Raw genomic sequence first — 21,123 nt, 5'->3', positions numbered from 1 at the left:
TCAGACAAATTGTTTAAAAAATCAGACAACGGATAAACGAAACAGTTTTTTCCCTAAATATTATGGGCTATAATGAAAAAAAGGAGGTTTTCTCATGGAATTAAATGAACGATTACTCCAACAAGTGATTACTCCTCGTCCTGTGGAATCCCATAAAGGTACGTTTGGAAAAGTCGTACTGATTGGCGGAAATGAACAGTTTGGCGGTGCGATCATCATGAGCGCTTTAGCAGCTGTCCATAGTGGGGCTGGCTTGACAACTGTTGTAACAGATCCTAATAATCACGTGACCGTCCATAGTCATTTACCAGAGGCAATGGTAGGGGATTGGACAAATAAAGAAACATGGCATTCGGCTTTTGAAGATGCCGATGTCTTACTGATTGGTCCGGGATTAGGGACCAACCAACAAAGCCTTGAACTTCTGCAATTTGTCCTGACAAATCAAACAGAAAAACAATGGTTAGTCATTGATGGTTCTGCTTTGACACTGCTCGCTACGTATTCGCTGGAGCTTCCTTATCCAGAGCATACCGTTCTCACACCCCATCAAATGGAATGGCAACGCGTCAGTGGATTGCGTTTAGATGAGCAATCTGAAGAGAATAATCAGCAGAAGCAACAAGAATTAGGGGCATCTCTGGTTTTAAAAAGTCATCAAACAACGATCTATGGGCAAAATGGCATCTATTACAATACAGCAGGTACACCAGCTATGGCAACAGGTGGTATGGGGGATACGTTAGCTGGCATGATTGCTGGTTTTTTAGCTCAGTTTCCAAAAAATGACCAAACGATCAGTGCCGCTGTCTATTTGCATAGCTTTATCGGCGATCAATTAGCAAAAGAGCAGTATGTCGTTTTACCGACTCAAATCAGTCAGTACATCCCAAAATGGATGCATTATTTTAGTCAAAGATAAGAAGGAGCATAACAATGGAAAAATATACCGGCTACCTTAGAGAGCCTTTTTATTATGAAACCGATCAAATGGGTATCATTCACCACAGCAACTATATCCGCTGGTTCGAAGAAGCACGTGTTGCCTTGTTAGAACACTTGGATTTTAGTTACAAGAAAATCGAAGAACAAGGCATCATCATCCCTGTACTAGGCGTAAGTTGCGAATACAAAGAGATGATCCGTTATGGGGACAAAATCTTGATCCAACCGATTATCGAAAGCTACACAGGCACACGCTTGAATTTCCGTTATGAGATCTACGACACAGAAGATCAGCGTTTACGGACGACCGGTACAAGCCAGCACTGTTTCTTACTTGCAGAAAATCAACGTTTAGTCAAACTAAGCCGTGTCAACCCTAGCTTGGATAGTCTGTTTAAAACTTATGCAAACATCGACGCAGCCCCTGATTCTGCAACAGAAATAAAATAAAATAAAATAAAATAAAATAAAAAATAAGTGTTTATTCTTGCCTTTTAACCCCCGATTTGTATAATGGAAAGAAAAAAAGCAGGTGATTATGATGTATGTCGTGAAAGTACTACACGGTTATATTGATAAAACTGGCTGTCGCACACGTGAAAAAAACCCGGAAAACTTGCTTGTCTTCAAAGACAAAAAAGAATCAGAAACCTTTGCCAATCAAATCGGTGGTCGTGTCAAACAACTGCAGGAAGTTCGCCCAGATTGACTGTTGCTTTCGTGAAAGGATGAGATGTTCGCACTATGGATATGTATTGAAAAGAGTCGACAAACCAATTGTTTGCGGCTCTATTTTTGTGTTTCCGTTCGCTGTTCCTATTGCTTCCTCCCTTATTCTGTTCCTAGTAAAGGATATGCTATACTGGATATAACTTTTTGAAAGGGGTGTTCTATGGGGAACAATTTGCAACAACAAGCATACGAAGCTATCAGACAACAAATCATCTATTCTGAATTAGCTCCAGGGAGTAAGATTTCCGACAGAATCTTAGAAGAACAACTAACGATTGGACGCACGCCAATTCGAGAAGCATTGATCCAACTTAGAAATCAGGAATTGATCAAAACAATTCCTCAATCCGGTACATATATCTCAAAAATCGACATACGTTCCGCAGACTTGGCACGTTACATGCGAGAAAAATTAGAACAACCGATTTTACAAGAGTGCAGTGCTAAAATGAACGATACCGCTCATCAACGCTTGGAGATGATTTTAGAACAGACGGATCAAGCCATCTTGGCACAAGACAAAAAAACCTTCTTTCTTTTGGATAAAGCCTTTCACCAAATGTGTTACAAAGTTGCGGGGAAAGAAGAAATATGGACTTGGCTTGAAAGCTATAGCACTCACTTAGATCGTTTCCGTTGGTTGCGTTTGACGATTTCTGAATTAGATTGGGGCCGTGTATTAGATGAACATCAAATCTTATTGAGAGCCATGAAAGAACACGCACTTGATGAAGTGGGATTTCTTTGTAACCTCCACCTCCATATGATCATTGAGGAACAAGAACAAGTGATCCTTCATTATCCGAATTATTTTGAAGCATCCTCTGAAGGATGATTCAAAAGAGGCGTAACGCTCCGCAATTTTTAGGAACGTTTGCGCCTTCTTTTGCCTTATTCAAATAGATTTACAATGACTGAACAAGTCGCTCACAGAGTAGAGGATCATACGGCCAAATCATAGCGACTTCTAACACATATGGTGAAAATCCTACGTTATTCAACTTCTCCGAAAAGCTCATCGCTGCAATCTCACTCAATGTTCGGATCTTAGACTGATGGCGATACCCAAAAAATCGCCATAGTTCTACAGTTTTCTGTTGGGTATACAATGTAGGATCGCATGTTTCAAGATGATGATACAATTCATGTGCTAAAATCAAAGAAGTCACTTGTTCCAGTGGGAGAGCAGTGATCTTTTCCTGTTCAAACTTCTGGATTGGTTCTGTCATTAAACAGATCCCCGTTGTTTCATCGTAAGTGGCGAGTGTCAAACGATCATTCCGCCATGCTGTTTCTCCATAGGAGATAGCGACATTTAATGTACGACAAAGCGCATGAATATTTCTTGTATGGTACTTTCGATAAATCAGTTCTGCTAACCTTTCTCCACATTGTCTCGCCAGTTCTCCCCATGCTCGTTGCTCAGAAAGTGAGAGTTTCCCTACTAAAATCTCTCGTTTAAATTGATAATCACACCACTGTTTATCAGAAATCGTCATTAATTTTGAAATCAACTCATCTAGTTTACTTTTGCTTGATATTTCCCGCAATCACGATCACTTCTTCCGCTGGTTCCAACATCGCGATTTCTAACTCCATCAAGAGTTGTAGTTGTTCAAATTCTGTCGCTGAAAAATCTGCGACACGCGCGCCGATACATAGATAAAATTCCGGTCGAGCAATCAGCTCCGTCTGATAGACCGCAAGTTCTTCCCATAATTGTTGGACAGCGGAGAGATACTGTTCAGCTGTAGTTTTCAGACATTTTGCATACCCTCTTTGAACTTTGATGAATCCTTTTTGGTCGATGATCCGTAATGCGCCGATTGAATGTTCTGGACTATTTTCCCCAACCACATAGAAGTAGTCAGTATTCGCTAATAAACGAACATCTTTGAGGGACATCCGTAAATCTTCTGCAGCTAATGTCAACGCCTCTGTTTCACTGATCTGCTTTGTTAAATCAGTCGCTTTGACTTCCGTTGAACCTGTAGCAATTGCCGTCACTTTCGATGTCTGTGGATCAATTTCAACATGGACCTCAATCGATTCTGGTGTAGCGCCAGATTCGATTGCTTTATTCATCGCTTCATTTTTCAATCCTCGAATATCTTCTTTACTTGGAGAAGGAATGATTCGTTCAACCACATCTCTCACCATCGCTAATGCCACACCGATAGATGAGATCACTTCCGCATTTTCTGGTATTGAATACTTAACACCCATTTTCTGACTAAAATAAGTAATCAAGGACGCTGCTCCACCGCCTACCCCAACCAAGGAGATTTGCTCTTTTTCCAATTGATATTTTTCTGCCAGTTCCAAAATCACTGGTTCGATTTTGGCATAAGCTTTTGCCATGATCTGCTCAGCGATATCTTCCACAGAAGTCTGACAATAAGCTGCTAAAGCTTCCATGGCTTTTCTTGCGGCTTGTGGATCACCATAAGAAAAGTGTTCTTCTTGGACAAGCCCAAGAACATTCGCTGCACATGTATTGGTAATAGTGACCTCTTTTCCGTCTGCCAAAATCACTTTGACATAATCAGCCGGATCTCCCTCAATGGGTGAGAAAAAAACGATTTTCGGTTGATCGATTTTTTCAATCGGTGTGAATACAGCATAATCCAATCCAGCAATATGGGCTGAACGTGGTCCCACATCAAGGATCCCTGTGCGATCTGCCCGAACCATTGAACCACCGGCCACACCTAAGACACGAACATCTAACGATGAAATATAGGTCGCATGACCGCCGACCACTGAGTAATCGATGGCTGGACGCCCATTCCTGATAACACCAATATTAGTCGTTGTCCCTCCAACTTCAAAATACACACCATTCGAGGCACGTAAATACATCAAAGAACCCATGACAGAGGCAGCTGGACCTGAAAGCATCGTTAATACTGGTCGCTTCTTCATTTCAGCAATTTCCATTACACCACCATCACCACGCATGATCATCAAAGAAACATTGACACCGGCAGTTCGAACGGAACGTTCAGTTGATGTCGCTGTTTCTAACATTTTAGGTAAAATCGAGGCATTGATCGCTGCCGTTCGTGTTCGTCTCGTCAAACCATAAAGCTTTGTGATTTCAGAAGCCATCGTTGTTGGTATCCCTTGTTCCGAAGCAAGTGAATAGATGACTTGTTCTGGTTCACTATTATCTACGCCAAAAGCCATGGAAGAAACTAAAACTTCCGCCTGTTCTTTTTTAAGTGTAGCAATCGTCTCTAACACTCGTTCATTTGTCAATTGTTTGATTGGCAAGAACACATTTGCAATGTCTATTTTTCGATTATTCCCTAAATCAATCGGTGCTAATCGAGTTTGTCTTTTTGCCAAAAAACCTTCGAACCCGCCCTTTGCCATTCCGATCACTCCTACTTTTGCCACATCTCCTTCAATCAAGGCATTCGTTGCTTGAGTTGTAGAATGCGCGACAAAAACAACATCCTCGGGGCTGATCTGATTTTCTTGCAAACAATTTTGGAACGATTGTACGACCCCTGCAGCTACACCCTCTGGATGGTGATGCGTTGTTTTAACAGATGATTTACCGATGACTTCATGTGTCGCATTGTCGATTGCGACTGCTTTTGTATGGGTACCGCCTACATCAATGCCCATTCTTACTGCACGCTTCATTTTGCATCCTCCAAATTTTTTACTTTCTATACCTATCAAAAATTACCATAAAGGATCAACGTCAAGATACAGACGATCACACCGATCGCCCACCCTGTCGGAATCGATTTTTTCATGAATTCACGAGAGGAAACCTTTGTATACCCTAATCCCCATGCAATCCAGGATTGAGTGATATCTAAATGCTGTGGCGCAATGGTCGTCGTCGCAAATAACGGAAATAAGAAGGCCACAGGCATTGTCGGATTGACTGCTAAAACTACTGCTAAAATCGCTGATCCCGAACCGACTAGACTCAACGGACCACGGAAAAAACCTAGAGGCGTCAACAATGCAAAGGCAAGTGCCAACACAAAAGGTGTCTGGGGAATAAAGTCTCCCAAAATCGCAGAGAAATAAGAAGAAGCATATACCGCCGAATTATTGAACATCGCTAAAGTCATCAAAAAGCCAACCATCGGTGCTACATCTGTTGCTCCATCTGTAAATAATTTAGCGAATTGCCGACAGATCTCCTTGTATCCACCACGTAATTTCCCAGTAAATAGCAACGCCCAGATCCCTGCCAACATGAAACCAAGAATAATCGGAATTTCTAATAACACCACTCCCAACACAGGAATAACGACTGCCAACCAAGAAATCATTGGCGCTTCCCCACCTTCTCGTGGAAGTTCAGCTGCCATTGCATAGCGTTTCTTCGTGTTCATTGATATATTAGCTACAAGCAAAACGATTACTAAACTTACGATCATGCCAATCATTCCGATTTGAAAGTAATCATTGTATGTATAATTTTCAGCCGCAGAATTAAACCCTGCATAGATCGTTTGGTATTGCTTGAAATTGACAATATTTGCAAAGATCCCTGCCATAATCGAACCCATGAATGCAAATAGAGCAACAGGTGCAGCAATTCCTAACGACATCAAAATCGGTAAAACGATCACGGCAATTGAAATCACTGGGCCGATCCCGGTCATCGACATAAAAATAATTGACGTTACAAGACATAAAAGGCTCATCGTGATCCGCGGTTTATCACCGCCAAGCTCTACGACTTTTCGAATCAATGTAGCCGCTATCCCACTATCTACCAATACTCGACCAAAAAAAGCACCAAAGAATACATTCACTAAAATCGATTTCGCATATTCCGCTGGACCAGTAGCATATACATGGGTCAACACATCAATGACTGACTGTCCTTCCATTGCGGCATTCGGTGAGAAAAAATTACCAATCAGCGCCAATCCCATCCAAATCGTCGCCATGATCGCTAAACCAACCATCAAATTAAGTCCTTTGACACAATACCAAACCATAAAAAAGAACGACAAAATCAACAACATGCCAATAATCATTTCGCTCATAGACTCACTCCATTCTATTTCATCCCACTGATATATCAGTTGCTTCATTTTACCCTATAAAGAAACCGCTTTCATTAAATATCAACGACAGAATAAGTACATATGATTAAAAAAGATTCATTACGAGCTACTGAAATGTTTTTTGAAAAAATATTTCAGTCAGATAACTATATACAAAGATTCATTATCTAAGACAAAAAATGAGCTATGGTCACCTTTCTTTTCAAAAAAATATCATGTACTTTATCTATTTGGTTATTTCAATTTATTTGTACATAACAGAAATTTTATTGAAGTTTGTTAGATATAAAAAAACACATCCAGAAAACCTGGATGTGTTTAGCTATTCTAGCGCTTATTTAGCTAAAGCATCTTTTGCTTGGTCAGCTATTAAATAACTTTATCAGAATTTAATAGCACTTAAAGTATACTGATAAATTAAGCTTTAAGAACGTAATCATTTAACAGAATTTAACTCAGTTTAAATTTATTCTGGGTCAAATCTGGGTCAAAATTCTTCATCTAGCGTGGGGCGGCCGTTCACTTTGTGGGCGGTTTTTACTTGTTTTCAGCGTTCTCATTGTCGCCCCCTTTTTTATTTGATAGAATGGGATGAGAGGTGATAACTATGGGCAAAATATTAAAGTATTTTTTTATACTAGCACTATCCATTGCTTATTTATTTGTACAATTTGTGAATCCAGATTTTTTACCAGGCTATGAATCCATATGGACGTTAGTAACAGTAATTGTAGCCTTGGCATTGTACTTCTATAATGACTCTTTTTTTGTATTCTCTGTTGTCAATAATGCTTTAAATCATCTTTGGAGAAAACCACAAGTGACTTGGGAATTATATTATGCCTTTCAAACTTACAATGAAGATGCATTCAATGTGTCTTCTAGTCGCCTTACTAGCCTTATTGCCCAAACTTCTCAACTATCAATATTGAATAATGAAGAAAATTATTTAGAGTTTGAAATTGAATCTCCAGATATAAGAAAATACAGAATATCAAGTATTCAGATAGATGAGGAATTGCAAGAAATAACCTGCTCTTATAAATGTACTTTGTCCTTCAAATCCTCAAAAAAAGAACTCGATAAAGCAAATGATTTTTTTTCAAAACTCTTTAATACTATAGGAAAACAAGACGACCATGGAACCGAGCGGCAAACTGGACCAATGCTTATAAATCCGATATATACTCTTAAACTCTCTTTTTCAGGGTATAATCCCGTGTATGGATTAATGGTAAGAAGAATAAATCAGAATGAAGTTGAGTCATTCTCACTAAAATTCGAGCAGGGCGAGTCTGTTATTATTATTGAGAAAAATTTTATGGAAATTCAATCTGAAAATCTAAAACAATTGGAAGAAATATCAAAACATTATTTAGCACTTTCAGATGTTACTTGAAACTTCCGTAAGTATTATAAGCATCTAAAAGTAACTGTAATTTCTTTTGAAGGTCATCTATACTGGGATCATTATTTTTAAAAATAGTAAGCCCACTTTTTTTTGAGAACCCAATGGTTCTCTTTTTATTTTTTCCATTGGATGCCACATCTATTTGTACCTTAATAAAACTGGCTTTGCCATCACTGATTGCTTTCATGGCTTCTTTATTTTTGTCTACTCTTACACCGTTGAAACTCTTAGTTCTTGCATGTGTATCGGAGGTACTGAACCAAACTTGATCAACTAAAGCTTTATTTCTCACTATCTTAACAAAATCAAAATCAATACCAGAATATGAAACTAATTCAGGATTACTCTGTTTTAAATACTTCAAAAATGGAGTACAAATACCAATACTACAATTGGCAATTAACAATTTTTCTTTAGATGAGTAGTATATTTTAAAGGGATTTACTTCCTTAAACTCAGTAACTGGATTTCCATCAACAATTATATCGGACTTCTTTTCTTTAAAATATTTACAATTAAAAATTTTAAATTCTATATTACCTATTTTTATTGAAGAATCGGTTTTTAATATCTCGCCGACAATTATTGTTGAGTTTTCCGTTCGTGTTACTTCTATTTTTGTTCCATCAATATTAAATTTACTCACTGATCTTATTCCATAAGATTCCATCATAATCCCTCTTTCTTCTATTTATATCCGTTAACATTATTAAATCAAAAGTGGACCTAGAAAACAAGCGTTTTCCTAGCCCACTCAACGGATATAATCATAAGGATTATGCCAATATTATACCATAACTCCCCAAAAAAAGGCGAACGTAAATTCGCAAATAAGTACTCACACTTTTTCGTGGCTGGTTTTTGAGGCCGAGAGCCTTTTCTAGCTGTTCTGGCGTTTCATGCACTAATTGACCAGAGCAGTTTTATTCTCGTTGATTTTCACGCCTCCTAAAGTCGTTCAAAGCGACCTTGTCCATTTCGCAAGATTTTGCGATGACCTCCTGATCCGTTAGATCATCTTATGGGGTAGCGTTCTGCTAGGTCGTTCCTACAGTATGGGTTTATCTGAAAAATCCGATAAACTAAATGTTCTCAAAAATGCGAACATGCTCTATTCAGCGGAATATTCCGCCGAATGATTTTTCATATCGTCCATTTGGGCGGGTATGGATCACGACTGCCGACGGATTTCGTCTCACCCTTAACTAGGTCGAAAATTTCGACGCTGTTCGTTACAGACATTTTTGTCTAACACGGTCATATAAGCGTTGACAGAGGTTCCTAGCTACTCGTTGCCACTTGTAGAGCGTTTGCTGATAGGTCAATTTACCTGTAAACCAAGTTACAATTTGTAGCGCTGTTTACACTCACAAAAAAGAACGAAGGAAAAATCTCTTTCGCCCTCTATAACCAAGCTTATTTGAAACTTTCACATTCTATTCTTGAACATATTCCATCATCGTGTCTATATCCTCAGCTCCGACATTTCCAGCATAGTTTCTAGTAGCAAGCGATAATTTCCCTTGATTGTTATAAAACAGATACATAATATCACCATCAAAAGTTTCAAAAGGAAATGCTGATTCCTCATAAGAATTATTAAATTTTAATTGCAACTGAGTATTTACTTTAACCGACCGTTCCCCTGATTCAGATCCTGGACCATTAAAAAGTGTGATTTCCTTTGTCGGGATATTGGTTATAGTAGCAGAATATATGGCATCGATGATTGGATCGCCTCCCGCACCTTCACTATCTTCAAAACTATAAATATTGATAGTTAGATCTGATCCGTATTTCACACCATCTTCAAAAATAATTAAAGGAGGTGCATTCACTCCAGCACTATACAATGCATGGCTACTAAATCCACTACCTACCAACTCATCAAATGCAACTGCATACGGAAAACTTTCTTCATTGTCACTAGTTTGATTGTCGGGGTGATTTTCAATACTTTCGTTACTATCAGTTTCTGTAGTTGATTCTATTGTAATTGGATTTTTTGATTCACCTGATAATTCTCCATCGTTTTTCGTGCAACCAGTTAAGCTCAGCACACCAAAAGCTAATATAATTAACAGTTTCATTATTTTCACTCCTTAAATCAATAGTATTGAGATTCTATATAGAAAAAGAAAACGGACAAGGAAAAAACTCCCTATCCATTATTTGCTTCTATTCATATACTGAACCATAGTTCATGTTTGTTGATTCGGTACTGCACCACTCAGTAACTCTATGAAGTTTTTAGGAATGCCTACCGAGCAAAGAATTTTATCATGGAGGTACTCATTTTCACAATTCAATTTATTAAACAACTGTCGAAGCTCTTCAAGATACCTGCCGCGAACAGTCCCACGCTTGGAAAGCATCAAGGTAACTGTAAGAAATAATGAAAAAACATCCCCATTTAAAAATCCATCATCGTAAACGTGTATCAGCTCATTCCTATTGACCACATATAGTTGAAGCAGGTTGATTTTTATATTGTGTGCAGACTTATGATTCATGATTCGATTACCATGAGCAGCCCTATTTCTATATTCCTTTACAATCATCAACAGATTAATAAAAAGCTCCATACTCTCCTCTTTATCTGTTAAATGATCAAAAGGAAACTGAGTATAATCAAACAACATTGTTGATACAGTTTTCTCTTTAATATCTCTATTTGACAGTTTATACCAATAAATTAATGAATCAAGAGAGACACTACTTGCAAGAACCCACGGCGGTGTATAGGAGTACTTGCTCCTATAATGAATCAATTGCGGAGATAATCCATCCTGAATGAGCGAGTATAGCCTATCACGCAAGACATCCCGCTCAAAGCCACTAGTCTTTTTTAGCGATCTCCCTTTCTTAATAGCTTGATTTGATAAATAAACAACTTGATCATGCCCATACTTCTTTCCGGTATAGTAAGAAAATATAGCTTTAAAGGAATCTTCTATTCTTAATAGATACTTAAATAAGAGCGCTGAAAGTTCTTTATCAAAGTCATAGGAATCTCGAAGATTTAAAAATGATTCATTACAAAAATCATCTTCGTCACCTTCGCTTAGTTCTGGACAGAATAAATCCTTATAGCCATTGATCACAGCATAGTAAGAGTTATTTTGTAGTGTGTATTTTGCATTCTTTCTTTCTAAATCACTGGCAAAATACAGGTTACGTTCTTCAAGTTTCATTACCTGCTCTTCTAGCGAAAGAAATATTTTCTCCTGAGACATCCGCTCCACCTTCTGCTTGATTATAGGGAAATAGCCCCACTCCACTTAAGTGAAATGAGGCTATCTTACCCTAGGCATCTCGCCCTTCGTCATAATTAATATAACATCATCGACAATTGTTGTAAATAATTTTATCCTAAAATAAATATTAAATTTAAATATTAATTTAACCATATGAAACCCCACTAAATAAAAAAAGATTCATTTAGCTTCGTTTAGATTAGTTTAGCAACTGTATGAAACTTTCCGAAATTTTCTATTTCTCTACATTAAATAACAAAAAAACGAGGTGATTTGAGGTACCCTCATTCTTGACCAAACCATTTTTGGCTTCGGCTAGTCGACTACAACAATCTCAATACATTACACTACTAAAAACTAACTTTCTTCTTAATCTTGTCAGTGACAGACATTTTAAAACTATTATTAGAGTACCTTATACCATTAACCACAAAATCAATTGTATCATGTGTTAAATATGGTTCAAATAAAATAACTTTCCTAATAGCATTATCTTTAAACTCTTGATAACTTCTTTCCTGCACTTCTAAAATCTCATTTAAGCGTGATATTAACTCTTCAACTTCTTCCATTAACGGCTCTTCAATGTCTTCTTGAAATACCGTATAGATTTCTTTAAAAGCCTGACTTCTTAGCTTATTGCCTAACCTCTTGCTCGTTTCATTTACTATCAAATTGCGTTTAGCATCAAGATCCTGCTTTAACGACTGAATTTCACTTAGTTCTCTTTCAGCCGTTAATTTTCTCTTAATATTCTCTTGAGAATACATCCTATCTGTCTGAGTCGCATTTCTCAACTCTTCTCTAAAGTAAGATATACTTCCTTCTAAATCAACTCTATTGAGATCAATCTCTTTATATTTCCTTTTCTGTTCTTCCAGTAACTCATTATATAGCGGCATTATGAAGTGATTCTCCATTCATTAAGTTTATTAACGCTAGTCTTTTTTTCATTTTCTGCAGCATTTCTTGCATTGATTTCTTCAATAAATTTTGAATTAAGTGTGGTTTCAAGCTTTTGTTTACCATCAATTTCCATCAAACCGCTTTTGATTAGCTCGTTATTCATGCTATCAAATAGCCCTCTAACTTCCTCTACACCTTCAAAATTATTATTATTTACAAAATCATTTAATGTTTTATACGCTTGCTCATAGTTCATTTCTTTTCCTTCTCTCTTATTGTAGTATTTTGTAGTACTTTTTTTGTAGTACTCCGATAAAGTACTGCAATCAATTATCTATTTAAAAAGGGATGCAACATGATGCAACGCTCCTTTAGAACGTTGCAACGTTACCTTTGAGCGCTTCTTTTAAAAGATTGTCACATCAATGGTTTGGTTATTTATTACACCCCTTGAATTGTGTTTGTTTTGGGAAAAACCATATATTTTCGGAGTGTTCCTTTTGATGTGCCGTTAACGTTTAAACGGATTGATACGGATTTCACCATCCAATACCTTCTCTCGGTAGTAACACACCGCTTCATAGCTCCATTGATCATGTTCAATCAGCAATTCTTCAATCCTGGCCATCTGAAATTTATACATTAGATTGCTGTTAAAGCCATGTTTATAAGCATTGTTGTTACCAATCGGCGCACCACCTCCCTTATTTCCTACGGCGTTCTTGTTGCCGTATGGCGCTCCTCGCTTTCTAGGTATCTTTACCCTTACTGTCCCTTCAGAACGGCTGAGATCGTAATTATGACGACCTAGGGCGATGAGTACCTCATGTTTGATTCTGCGATGCTTTTTGTGATGAATAAGTAGCTTTTGATCACTCATATGCCGCCACTCCCCACTAATGAAAGTACTCGTTCGGATGAATCGGAACCTTCTCAAATCCTAACATCTGCAAAGACAAGATTCTTTCTTTATCTGTATGATTTGTGAATTTCCTCGCCTCAAGTGGCGTACCTAGAACAAACTGTTCGGAGTACTTACCCTTGTCTAAAAATGCTACTAAGTACAACCGTTTATTCAAACGAAGCACACAAGTCTCTCCAATCTCAGCTAGAATTTGTTGCATTTTCTTTTGTAAAGCATTCTGGGCTAGCCTGCGCGTATTGGCAAAACGATCACTGGTTACTTGATACTTTTTAGCCATCACCTGATCTTGAATGGGCTTAAGCGAATGATAATACCCCGTTTTCTCATTGAAACTGCAAAGCTCCTCTGATCGGTAATACACATCGGTCAGCAGTTTTCTTTCCTCGTCATCAAGGCGTTTTAAAGCATTGAAAAAGATTTTTGCATCGCTTAGTTCGGATTGATTTAAGTCATGTCGAGCAGTTTCATAGTATCGCCACTTTTTCAGATAGTATGAAGCTCTGATGCTATCATAATGCAAAGAAATCACACATCCTTTCTAAATTTTCTTCTACATCTCCTGTTAACTCGTTTTCCAGAACATCAGGCTCAATCCCTTCACGAAAACAGATTGCTGTCTCAATCTCATTAATTTCATCTACTACACTCTCAGTAAGCGCTAGAGGGACATCACTTTCTTTTTGATGAATGAATCGATCATGTAGCAAAGTTCGCTCCAGCGCATCAAGAGAGCCCCAAAACGAGGAAAAATGTTTCTTTCTAAATCGATAGCGATCAATTCGCTGATCTACTCTTTCTATGTTTAACAGTAACTTCTCCACTTCACGATCAGGTCGAAAGCCTTTGGTGACCATCGCATACGTATCTTTTACCAGTCTGACATATTCGATGTGAGTAGCCATGTTCTGTAAATAGAACATCTTTCTCAGCTGTTTCTTGTATGAATAGAGCGTTTGAATTCGCTGATCTAAGGAGAGATAATTTTTTATCAAAATTTCATCGAATGGATCCAAAGAACTACCTCCCTTGTTGGAATAAAATAAGAGGACACAAGCAAGGTTGCCTACTGGAAGGCGCTCCTTTGCTCATGTCCTCTAGTGATCTAGTCAGACTATTTCAGCTTTTTTGATATGGTGGTTTCTGTACGGATCACACGACCGTCTTGTACAATTAATTTTACCGTACCATGGGTAGGCAAGTCCACCTTTTCCGTTTTAGTCTGTCCATCAATATAAACTTTATCCATTGGATCACTCTCCTTTATTTTTACCATCATTTACCATCATTTTTACTAGCAATTACTAGCATCTTTTAGTCACACAGTGGCGATGCATCGCTGGTTTTCGTTGCAACCAAGGCTAAAAGGTTGCAAAAAAATGTTAGAGAGCGTTAGGGTACGCTCCCTTTTCTATGTGTCAGAAATGTCGGGATGCATCGCCTTCTTATGGATGCCGAAAAGATGGCTGCCCCTTTCCCCACTTCTGGGGGTATAATGATTTACACCCCAATTACTGAGTAAGACATGTCCAATTTTGTCTTGGTCTCACTCAGCCGATAATTTCTAGTGTTCGAGATTCCTCATAACATATTCTGACCAATACAGGTACCATCCTTATTTACAATAATTCGACCATTATAAGTTGCAGTTATGAATACTAAATTTAATATATGTTTTTTAGTAGCTAAGAATTGAATCACTTCGCTCTCTAATGGCGAAAATTCTTCTTCAGGATCTCTATAACGAAGTAGCGGCATCAGATCTATTTTGTCTCGGGTTAATGCATCAAAAACTTTTTTTCCATATGCTGTCTTTGTTTCTCTGTTAAGTTTTCTATTTTCTTCTCCATAATTCACACCGTGCCATACATAGCCATCATCTTCCGAATAGGATGTCACCAAGAAGTTCCAACTCCTTGCTTGTTGGAAAACATACCCCATCACCTTGCTAGTTTTTATCCACTCAATTGCGGCACTTTTATTTTCCACTAAAGGCATATTCGCAATTTCTAAAAAATTCCTATCACGCACATCTCTAAATGGTTTTTTCTTTCTAGCCATACCACACACCCCTTCGTAATTCCGTTATTTTTAACATGCTACAATTTAATGTGTATTTTTAACCTCACCCCCCTTTCCCTTGTGTATATCTACTCTCTAACGAGAGATATACACAAGGGTAAAGAAAGGTTGTTATATCAACGTTTATCTTGTAACGTAACATACCTTTTTTTTAACACCCTGACGGACAAGTAACATGTTACTATGGTGTAGCATGTTACAAGAAAAGTTACATTAACATACCGTAACATGTTACAAGCAACGTTACAGTGTTACTTGTTATTTACAGGCTTAACTATCCCTAATTGAACTTCAAAATTATCAAGCTTTTTTATTCTTCGATATAGAGACTCTCTGGCAACCCCTAAGTGATCAGCTAATTCCAATACTGAGACATTCTTTCCCTCTAAGCTCAACTTGTAAAAAGCCTCTTCAAATTCCTGAACAGATTTTTCTTTTTTTAAATTGTTGGCTCGCTTTACATCTTTAAAATTATATCTTCCTATGGCTTGCATTGTTGGATACTCATACTTTAATAGTTGCTGGTCAGTGTCAGTCTTTTGGTAGGTATTATTTTCGATGGATAGCCTGAAATCACTGACTGCTTTATCACCTGTTGGAATCAATTTAGCCACGCTATCGCATAAGGTCTCTATTGGTGGGTTCCCTGCACTCGTAGTAAATGCAATGCACGCATTAGTTTGAATCATCAGGTTGTCTAATAATCGATTAATATGACGACTAGCCTCAAACTCGGAAAAACCTTGTACATAATCGATTGAATCAATAATGATCAATCTATATTTGTTCCCATTTGCGATATTCTGTATACTATCCATAAAATGAATGTAGTTATCCGCCAAAGCATTTCCTTTATAGTTAATGACATCAATTTGCTCTACATTACTAGGTTCAATGTTTAAAGATGAATAAATTTCATGCACTCTACTGAACATCATGTACGTTGATAAACCAAAATTTACAAATAGTACACCACCTTGTGCGCATTCGTTTTCTAGCCAACACGTCCCTTCAGCTACTGCAATCGCCAACTGGATAGCTAAAGATGTTTTCCCAGACTTACTAGCCCCCGAAATAATTAATTTTTGATGTCTTCTCAGCACATTTTTCACTAGTGGTGGCTCATACAATGGTAACTTTTCCCATACACTCATAAGACTGGGCTGTGGTATTTCGTACAATTCTAAGTGCCTATCCATTTTTATCACCTCCTTTCAAAGAATAAAGACGGCTAAGGGTCTGCGGTATTTTCGTTTCATAATAGCAACGCCAAATGCTTCGCCACATCGTTAAGTTCTCCTGCGATGATCAGTTCGCAAAGGTCATCAATAAAATTTTGCCCCCCTTCGGACAACTCGCCTTCGAGACCTTCCTTGAGCCATTTTGCCGCACCTTCTCTTTTTTGTTGATCAGCATTCTTTAATACAGATAAAAATTGGCTAACTGCTTGCTCCAGTAATTCATCGGATTTAGTCATGGCAAAGCACCTCTTGCAAGTTGTTCTCTACGACAATGCCTGTTGTGCCATCACAAAACTGGATCAAAAAAATTTGTGGTTGAACCTCCTGTATAATTGTTCCAATCATGCCGTTAAATTGTCCTTTAATTACGCTTATCATTTAAATTACGCCCTTTCTGTGATAGAATAGGACAAAAGAATAGGGGTGTCCCACCTTTTTAGGTAGGGTGTCCCACTATATGTTGCCTTTTGCTGAAATTCCGCCAAGAATATACACAGCAAAGGCTTTTTCTTTTGTCCTCGTTTCATTTTGTTCCTCTTTCTGACATTTGACTGAGTGACGTTGCAACTAAGTGACGCCAATTCTGGCGATTTCTTCCTGCGCCCCACGCTAGGATTATTTTTTGTGTTTCTCAAGAAATGCATCTGCATCTCGTTGATCAATTTTTTCATAACCATCGATCATTACGACACGTAAGCCTAATTTTTCAATGAATACATACTTCACAGTGTTGTAACTGGTGTTCATGTATTTTGCAGCTTGCGCCATACCCATAAATCTAGGAAGCTCTAGCTTCTTCTTGTACTCCTCGATTAAAAGCTGGGCTTGTTGCTTCCCTTCCTCTGCCGCTGTTTCTTTTATTACGTCAAGCAGTGAGGGAGATAGGTCTAATTCGTCAATACTTAGCTTCGCCATGATTTCACCACCTAACGAGCCGTCTCAGGCATTTTGAGCGTAGTTTGATAAATAACCCCACCATTGGCTAGAATCTCTTTTATTTGCTCGTACTCCATTCCTAGACCTATTAACGTGGCGATTTGTTGCTCTCTTTTATTCACTGCCTCGTGCTCTTCAATAGTTAAAAAATCTAAAATATTGTTGCCTTTCTCAACTCCTCGAGCTTTGCGGATTTGAGTAGCATTAAATCCAATTGCTGACTTATAGCATAAATTAGTAAAGTGCTTATAGAAATGTGGTGAAAACCCTGCATCACGGATTGCATCTGTCATAGATAAACGGATTTGTTTTCCGATTACTCTTTTTTCCTTCCAAATGATTTGACCATCCATAAAAGCAGTAAGGACTTTCCTTGCCCATGCTCTGAATTCACGAGCCTTTGGTTTCTGAGATAAGAAGGAGACCTCCATTATTCCATCACGTGTAAATAATCTACGTTCTCGCTTAACTACTCTATCCCCCTCAACCTCCGACAGTTTGTCGGTAGTTGAAAATTCTTTGTCCTTTAGATACGGATTCCTCTCAACAATTTTCTCAATCCCTTTTCTGTCGGTATATCCAAGTGCTTCAGCAAGCTGATCCATACTCATGAACGGATTTCTATCTTTATCCATCCACAAATCACAATGAATACCTTGGAACAATTCTTCTTTAGCTAAAACTAATCCCTGCATCGCTTACCCTCCTTATTTTTTGGTACGTACTCGATTAGTTCACTAAGTGGAATCTGCAAGTAATCACAAATTTTAACCAATGTATCCAACTGAATGTTCATGGCACGCTGATAGTAAATTTCGCCTAGAGTTGCACGACTCAACCCAGTTGCCCTGTGAACCTCTGAAATCTTTACCAAGCGCTCGCCTAAGATTCGAGAAAAATTATTTTTCATTGTAAATACTCCTTCCTTATAATAAAAAAGTACAACTGAAGATGTACATTGTACAACCGTATGTTACACACGTATTTTGTAAAAGTCAACAAAAAAATAAAAGTAATTGTATTTTGTACACCTGAATGGTACTATTGATGCGTGAGGTGAACATTATGATTGAATTTAGATTGAAAGAAATGCTTGCTAAAAATAATATGACCATGGCTGATATAAATAAGAAAACTGGTATTTCTAAGAATGCATTAAGCCAATTAGCAAGCGGAACTTCCAAAGGGATACAGTTTCATACCCTTGAAAAAATTATTGAAGCATTAAAAGTACCAGTAGAAGACTTGATTGTTTACATTCCAAATTCACAGCAAAATATCAAATTTTCATTCGATTTGAATAAAGCAACAGGAGGGGTTATAGTTCCTGTCTTTAGTGAAAGTATTGGTGGAAGTGATGAAGAGAGTGCATTCGAGTATGTCGATAACATTCGATTTGTTATCCATCCGTTAGAAGTATTGATTGAAGCAGACGGTTTTACAGCCTCATTTAACCTTACTTGCGATATACAGCTTATTATCACTGAATCGAAAGAATTAGATGCCGTTATCGTCACTACTAATTTCCCAAGATCTGCTACTGAACTTTTATCCGTGCGTTTTGATTCTTATGACTTTAGAGAGGCTTTTGTAGAATATATAACCGATCTAGCTTCAGTTGAATTTAGCGAATATGTGACCGATTTTTATCCATCTGAATTTGTTCTAAACGGTGACATAGGTTAACGATCCTACATACCAGCGCCCCACGCTAGGTACTGGGAGGAAAAAATACAATGGCAACAAAGCCAAATCCAATAAAAAAGTATACAAAAAAAGACGGTTCAACCGCCTACATGTTCAAGAAATATTTAGGAATTGATCCCGTTACTGGGAAACAAAGAGAAACCACAAGGCGGGGCTTCGCATCACTAAAAGAAGCCAAGCTAGCCTATGCTAGGTTAGACATCGATGTGGCTGAGAATGGAATTAAACAACGCTCGTCAAATCGAGCATACAAGGAAGTATTCGAGGATTGGTTTAATCTGGTGTATAAAACAAAAGTCAAAGAGAGCACCTATTGGAACACGAGGATCATCTTTGACAAGCATATTCTGCCTGCATTAGGATCTTACAACATCAAAGCGATCACTGTAACAGCTTGCCAAAAACAGGCAAATGCTTGGTGCAAAGATAATCCGAATCGCTACGATCGCTATATCAACTACGCAGGAATGATTTTTAAGTATGCTGAATCCATAGGAGAAATCCAATCTAACCCGATGCAAAAAATAATTCTCCCTACTCCTGTAGAAAGTATAGAAGGCGATGAACCAGAAGTGATTAATTTTTGCGATCGTCAAGAACTGCTATCCCTTCTAAAGGAACTCAAGGAAAATTATCCTTTTAAACGATTTGTATTCTTCTCACTCCTTGCTTATACAGGTTTGCGAAAAGGTGAGGCATTGGCTCTAACATGGCGAGACATTGACTTCAAACATCAGACTCTAACAGTAAACAAAACGCTTGCTGTTGGCAAGAATGGAACTGCCTTGATCCAAAAACCAAAGACTAAAGCAGGAGTTAGAACAATTAGTATAGATTCCGACACTGCAGACCTATTAAAAGAATGGCGCTATCATCAAAAGAAACATATCAATTTACTAGCTATGATGCCGTCCATCGAACAGCTAGTATTTGCAAAAGACGAGGATAACGGCTTGATGAATCCAAGAACACCACAAACATGGCTCGATACCCTTTATCGCAAAAACAAATCATTGCATCAGATAACGCCTCATGGATTCCGTCATACTCATGCATCGCTATTATTTGAAGCAGGTGCAAGTATGAAGCAAGTGCAAGCTCGTCTGGGGCACAGTAATATAAAAACAACGATGAATGTTTACACTCATGTCACTAAAGAAGGCAAAGAAGAAACTGCAGATATTTTCGGTGAATTTATGAGGAATGGGAAAAGTCTGGGTCAATCTCTGGGTCAAAATAAAAACCCCGCTCAATAAAGGCGGGGTAAACGTTGGCGTAACAACGTTAGTTAGATTATTTGTTTAAAGCGTCTTTTGCTTGGTCAGCTAATGCAGTAAATGCTGCTGCATCATGGACAGCCAAGTCAGCTAACATTTTGCGGTTGATGTCGATTTCAGCTAATTTCAAACCGTGCATCAATTTTGAGTAGCTTAAGCCATTCATACGAGCCGCTGCGTTGATACGAGCGATCCACAATTTGCGGAAGTCGCGTTTCTTTTGACGACGATCGCGATATGCGTAGTTGTATGAATTCATTACTTGTTCTTTTGCTGTTTTAAATAAAGTGTGTTTTGAACCGTAGTAACCTTTTGCTAATTTCAGCATTTTTTTGCGACGTTTACGAGTTACTGTTCCACCTTTTACACGTGCCATGTATAATTCCTCCTAATAAAAATAAATCTTTAAATTTCAATTATTTTACGTTCTTATTTCATTTTTGCTAGTTGTTGACGAATACGTTTGAAATCGCCACTAGAAACCATGCGCGCTTTACGTAATTGACGGCGTTGTTTTTTAGTTTTGCCGTGGAAACGGTGACTTGTAAACGCACGGAAGCGTTTCAATCCGCCTTTACCAGTACGTTTGAAACGTTTTGCTGATCCGCGGTGTGTTTTTTGTTTTGGCATGACTATATTTCCTCCTCAAAATCTTTCGT

Annotated in this window: 28 protein-coding genes; 7 read left to right on the top strand and 21 right to left on the bottom strand. The window is 38.0% G+C overall.

Translation table 11 applies throughout. The features are described from left to right. Window positions 1–94: 94 nt before the first annotated feature. From ACH0AK_RS01505 to ACH0AK_RS01490, 4 genes are all read left to right on the top strand, one after another. Window positions 95–922 (top strand): NAD(P)H-hydrate dehydratase, encoded by an 828-nt coding sequence (locus ACH0AK_RS01505; RefSeq protein WP_023518972.1) that lies wholly within the window; start codon window positions 95–97, stop codon window positions 920–922. A 14-nt stretch (window positions 923–936) separates the two neighbouring features. Then, window positions 937–1,395, top strand: coding sequence for an acyl-CoA thioesterase (locus tag ACH0AK_RS01500; protein ID WP_010736541.1), 459 nt, complete (start codon window positions 937–939; stop codon window positions 1,393–1,395). An 88-nt stretch (window positions 1,396–1,483) separates the two neighbouring features. After that, entirely contained in the window at window positions 1,484–1,654 is a 171-nt protein-coding gene (locus ACH0AK_RS01495; RefSeq protein WP_010736542.1) for a hypothetical protein, read from the top strand. Between the two features lie 183 nt (window positions 1,655–1,837). Further along, entirely contained in the window at window positions 1,838–2,512 is a 675-nt protein-coding gene (locus ACH0AK_RS01490; protein ID WP_010736543.1) for a GntR family transcriptional regulator, read from the top strand. Window positions 2,513–2,582: 70 nt separating this feature from the next. On the opposite strand, the gene ACH0AK_RS01485 is transcribed toward ACH0AK_RS01490, so the two are convergent. From ACH0AK_RS01485 to ACH0AK_RS01475, 3 genes are read right to left on the bottom strand one after another with little or no spacing between them, the layout of a single operon-like run. After that, on the bottom strand, window positions 2,583–3,227 hold the full coding sequence (locus tag ACH0AK_RS01485) for a hypothetical protein (RefSeq protein ID WP_023518970.1): 645 nt from the start codon (window positions 3,225–3,227) through the stop codon (window positions 2,583–2,585). Beyond that, entirely contained in the window at window positions 3,202–5,331 is a 2,130-nt protein-coding gene (locus tag ACH0AK_RS01480) for a hydantoinase/oxoprolinase family protein (protein WP_010736545.1), read from the bottom strand. The genes ACH0AK_RS01485 and ACH0AK_RS01480 overlap by 26 nt, the downstream gene beginning before the upstream one ends. Before the next feature lie 35 nt (window positions 5,332–5,366). Continuing rightward, window positions 5,367–6,704, bottom strand: coding sequence for a hypothetical protein (locus ACH0AK_RS01475; RefSeq protein WP_023518969.1), 1,338 nt, complete (start codon window positions 6,702–6,704; stop codon window positions 5,367–5,369). Between the two features lie 628 nt (window positions 6,705–7,332). On the opposite strand from ACH0AK_RS01475, the gene ACH0AK_RS01470 reads away from it, so the two are divergent. Then, window positions 7,333–8,124 (top strand): hypothetical protein, encoded by a 792-nt coding sequence (locus ACH0AK_RS01470; RefSeq protein ID WP_499796703.1) that lies wholly within the window; start codon window positions 7,333–7,335, stop codon window positions 8,122–8,124. On the opposite strand, the gene ACH0AK_RS01465 is transcribed toward ACH0AK_RS01470, so the two are convergent. The 16 genes from ACH0AK_RS01465 to ACH0AK_RS01390 form a co-directional block, all read right to left on the bottom strand. Beyond that, complete coding sequence (locus ACH0AK_RS01465) at window positions 8,117–8,806, bottom strand: hypothetical protein (protein ID WP_499796702.1); 690 nt, start codon at window positions 8,804–8,806, stop codon at window positions 8,117–8,119. The two genes, ACH0AK_RS01470 and ACH0AK_RS01465, sit on opposite strands and share 8 nt — an antisense overlap. A 766-nt stretch (window positions 8,807–9,572) precedes the next feature. Then, window positions 9,573–10,226 (bottom strand): hypothetical protein, encoded by a 654-nt coding sequence (locus ACH0AK_RS01460; RefSeq protein ID WP_016619796.1) that lies wholly within the window; start codon window positions 10,224–10,226, stop codon window positions 9,573–9,575. A gap of 111 nt (window positions 10,227–10,337) precedes the next feature. After that, window positions 10,338–11,372, bottom strand: a complete 1,035-nt coding sequence (locus ACH0AK_RS01455) for an Abi family protein (RefSeq protein WP_499796701.1) — start codon at window positions 11,370–11,372, stop codon at window positions 10,338–10,340. Window positions 11,373–11,743: 371 nt separating this feature from the next. Continuing rightward, window positions 11,744–12,295: a hypothetical protein gene (locus ACH0AK_RS01450; RefSeq protein WP_499796700.1), complete on the bottom strand. Its 552-nt coding sequence runs from the start codon at window positions 12,293–12,295 to the stop codon at window positions 11,744–11,746. Beyond that, on the bottom strand, window positions 12,295–12,555 hold the full coding sequence (locus ACH0AK_RS01445) for a hypothetical protein (protein WP_016619800.1): 261 nt from the start codon (window positions 12,553–12,555) through the stop codon (window positions 12,295–12,297). Before ACH0AK_RS01445 ends, ACH0AK_RS01450 begins: the two co-directional genes overlap by 1 nt. A gap of 255 nt (window positions 12,556–12,810) precedes the next feature. Further along, complete coding sequence (locus ACH0AK_RS01440; RefSeq protein ID WP_499796699.1) at window positions 12,811–13,179, bottom strand: hypothetical protein; 369 nt, start codon at window positions 13,177–13,179, stop codon at window positions 12,811–12,813. A gap of 16 nt (window positions 13,180–13,195) precedes the next feature. After that, window positions 13,196–13,744, bottom strand: coding sequence for a hypothetical protein (locus ACH0AK_RS01435; RefSeq protein ID WP_499796698.1), 549 nt, complete (start codon window positions 13,742–13,744; stop codon window positions 13,196–13,198). Then, entirely contained in the window at window positions 13,734–14,237 is a 504-nt protein-coding gene (locus ACH0AK_RS01430; protein ID WP_499796697.1) for a hypothetical protein, read from the bottom strand. Before ACH0AK_RS01430 ends, ACH0AK_RS01435 begins: the two co-directional genes overlap by 11 nt. 98 nt (window positions 14,238–14,335) lie before the next feature. Beyond that, window positions 14,336–14,470 carry a DUF2292 domain-containing protein gene (locus tag ACH0AK_RS01425; protein ID WP_206854264.1) on the bottom strand — a complete coding sequence of 45 codons (135 nt, stop codon included), beginning with the start codon at window positions 14,468–14,470 and terminating at the stop codon, window positions 14,336–14,338. Between the two features lie 332 nt (window positions 14,471–14,802). Beyond that, window positions 14,803–15,282 (bottom strand): hypothetical protein, encoded by a 480-nt coding sequence (locus ACH0AK_RS01420; protein WP_016619805.1) that lies wholly within the window; start codon window positions 15,280–15,282, stop codon window positions 14,803–14,805. A 272-nt stretch (window positions 15,283–15,554) separates the two neighbouring features. Next, on the bottom strand, window positions 15,555–16,502 hold the full coding sequence (locus ACH0AK_RS01415; protein ID WP_499796696.1) for an AAA family ATPase: 948 nt from the start codon (window positions 16,500–16,502) through the stop codon (window positions 15,555–15,557). A 56-nt stretch (window positions 16,503–16,558) separates the two neighbouring features. Continuing rightward, window positions 16,559–16,780, bottom strand: a complete 222-nt coding sequence (locus ACH0AK_RS01410; protein ID WP_206854272.1) for a hypothetical protein — start codon at window positions 16,778–16,780, stop codon at window positions 16,559–16,561. Beyond that, the gene (locus ACH0AK_RS01405) at window positions 16,773–16,922 is read right to left on the bottom strand and encodes a hypothetical protein (RefSeq protein ID WP_499796695.1); all 150 of its coding nucleotides are present in this window, start codon (window positions 16,920–16,922) and stop codon (window positions 16,773–16,775) included. The genes ACH0AK_RS01410 and ACH0AK_RS01405 overlap by 8 nt, the downstream gene beginning before the upstream one ends. Window positions 16,923–17,159: 237 nt before the next feature. Continuing rightward, window positions 17,160–17,459, bottom strand: a complete 300-nt coding sequence (locus ACH0AK_RS01400; RefSeq protein ID WP_206854279.1) for a DNA-binding protein — start codon at window positions 17,457–17,459, stop codon at window positions 17,160–17,162. A gap of 11 nt (window positions 17,460–17,470) precedes the next feature. Then, window positions 17,471–18,175: a BRO family protein gene (locus ACH0AK_RS01395; RefSeq protein ID WP_499796694.1), complete on the bottom strand. Its 705-nt coding sequence runs from the start codon at window positions 18,173–18,175 to the stop codon at window positions 17,471–17,473. Continuing rightward, the gene (locus tag ACH0AK_RS01390) at window positions 18,163–18,390 is read right to left on the bottom strand and encodes a helix-turn-helix domain-containing protein (RefSeq protein WP_206854284.1); all 228 of its coding nucleotides are present in this window, start codon (window positions 18,388–18,390) and stop codon (window positions 18,163–18,165) included. The genes ACH0AK_RS01395 and ACH0AK_RS01390 overlap by 13 nt, the downstream gene beginning before the upstream one ends. Before the next feature lie 155 nt (window positions 18,391–18,545). Between ACH0AK_RS01390 and ACH0AK_RS01385 the strand changes: the two genes are divergently transcribed. After that, window positions 18,546–19,166, top strand: a complete 621-nt coding sequence (locus ACH0AK_RS01385) for a helix-turn-helix domain-containing protein (RefSeq protein WP_499796693.1) — start codon at window positions 18,546–18,548, stop codon at window positions 19,164–19,166. A gap of 50 nt (window positions 19,167–19,216) precedes the next feature. Continuing rightward, the gene (locus ACH0AK_RS01380; RefSeq protein WP_499796692.1) at window positions 19,217–20,443 is read left to right on the top strand and encodes a tyrosine-type recombinase/integrase; all 1,227 of its coding nucleotides are present in this window, start codon (window positions 19,217–19,219) and stop codon (window positions 20,441–20,443) included. Window positions 20,444–20,480: 37 nt separating this feature from the next. Here ACH0AK_RS01380 and rplT read toward each other — a convergent pair whose 3' ends face one another. Next, on the bottom strand, window positions 20,481–20,840 hold the full coding sequence (rplT, locus tag ACH0AK_RS01375) for a 50S ribosomal protein L20 (RefSeq protein WP_206854292.1): 360 nt from the start codon (window positions 20,838–20,840) through the stop codon (window positions 20,481–20,483). 53 nt (window positions 20,841–20,893) lie between these two features. Further along, window positions 20,894–21,094, bottom strand: a complete 201-nt coding sequence (gene rpmI / locus ACH0AK_RS01370; RefSeq protein WP_010736566.1) for a 50S ribosomal protein L35 — start codon at window positions 21,092–21,094, stop codon at window positions 20,894–20,896. Between the last annotated feature and the right edge of the window lie 29 nt (window positions 21,095–21,123).

Source organism: Enterococcus pernyi, from assembly GCF_045371165.1.
GTDB classification, from domain to species: domain Bacteria; phylum Bacillota; class Bacilli; order Lactobacillales; family Enterococcaceae; genus Enterococcus_B; species Enterococcus_B pernyi.
Note: the sequence above shows the minus strand (reverse complement) of the source record. Positions and strands in the feature narration are given on the sequence as shown.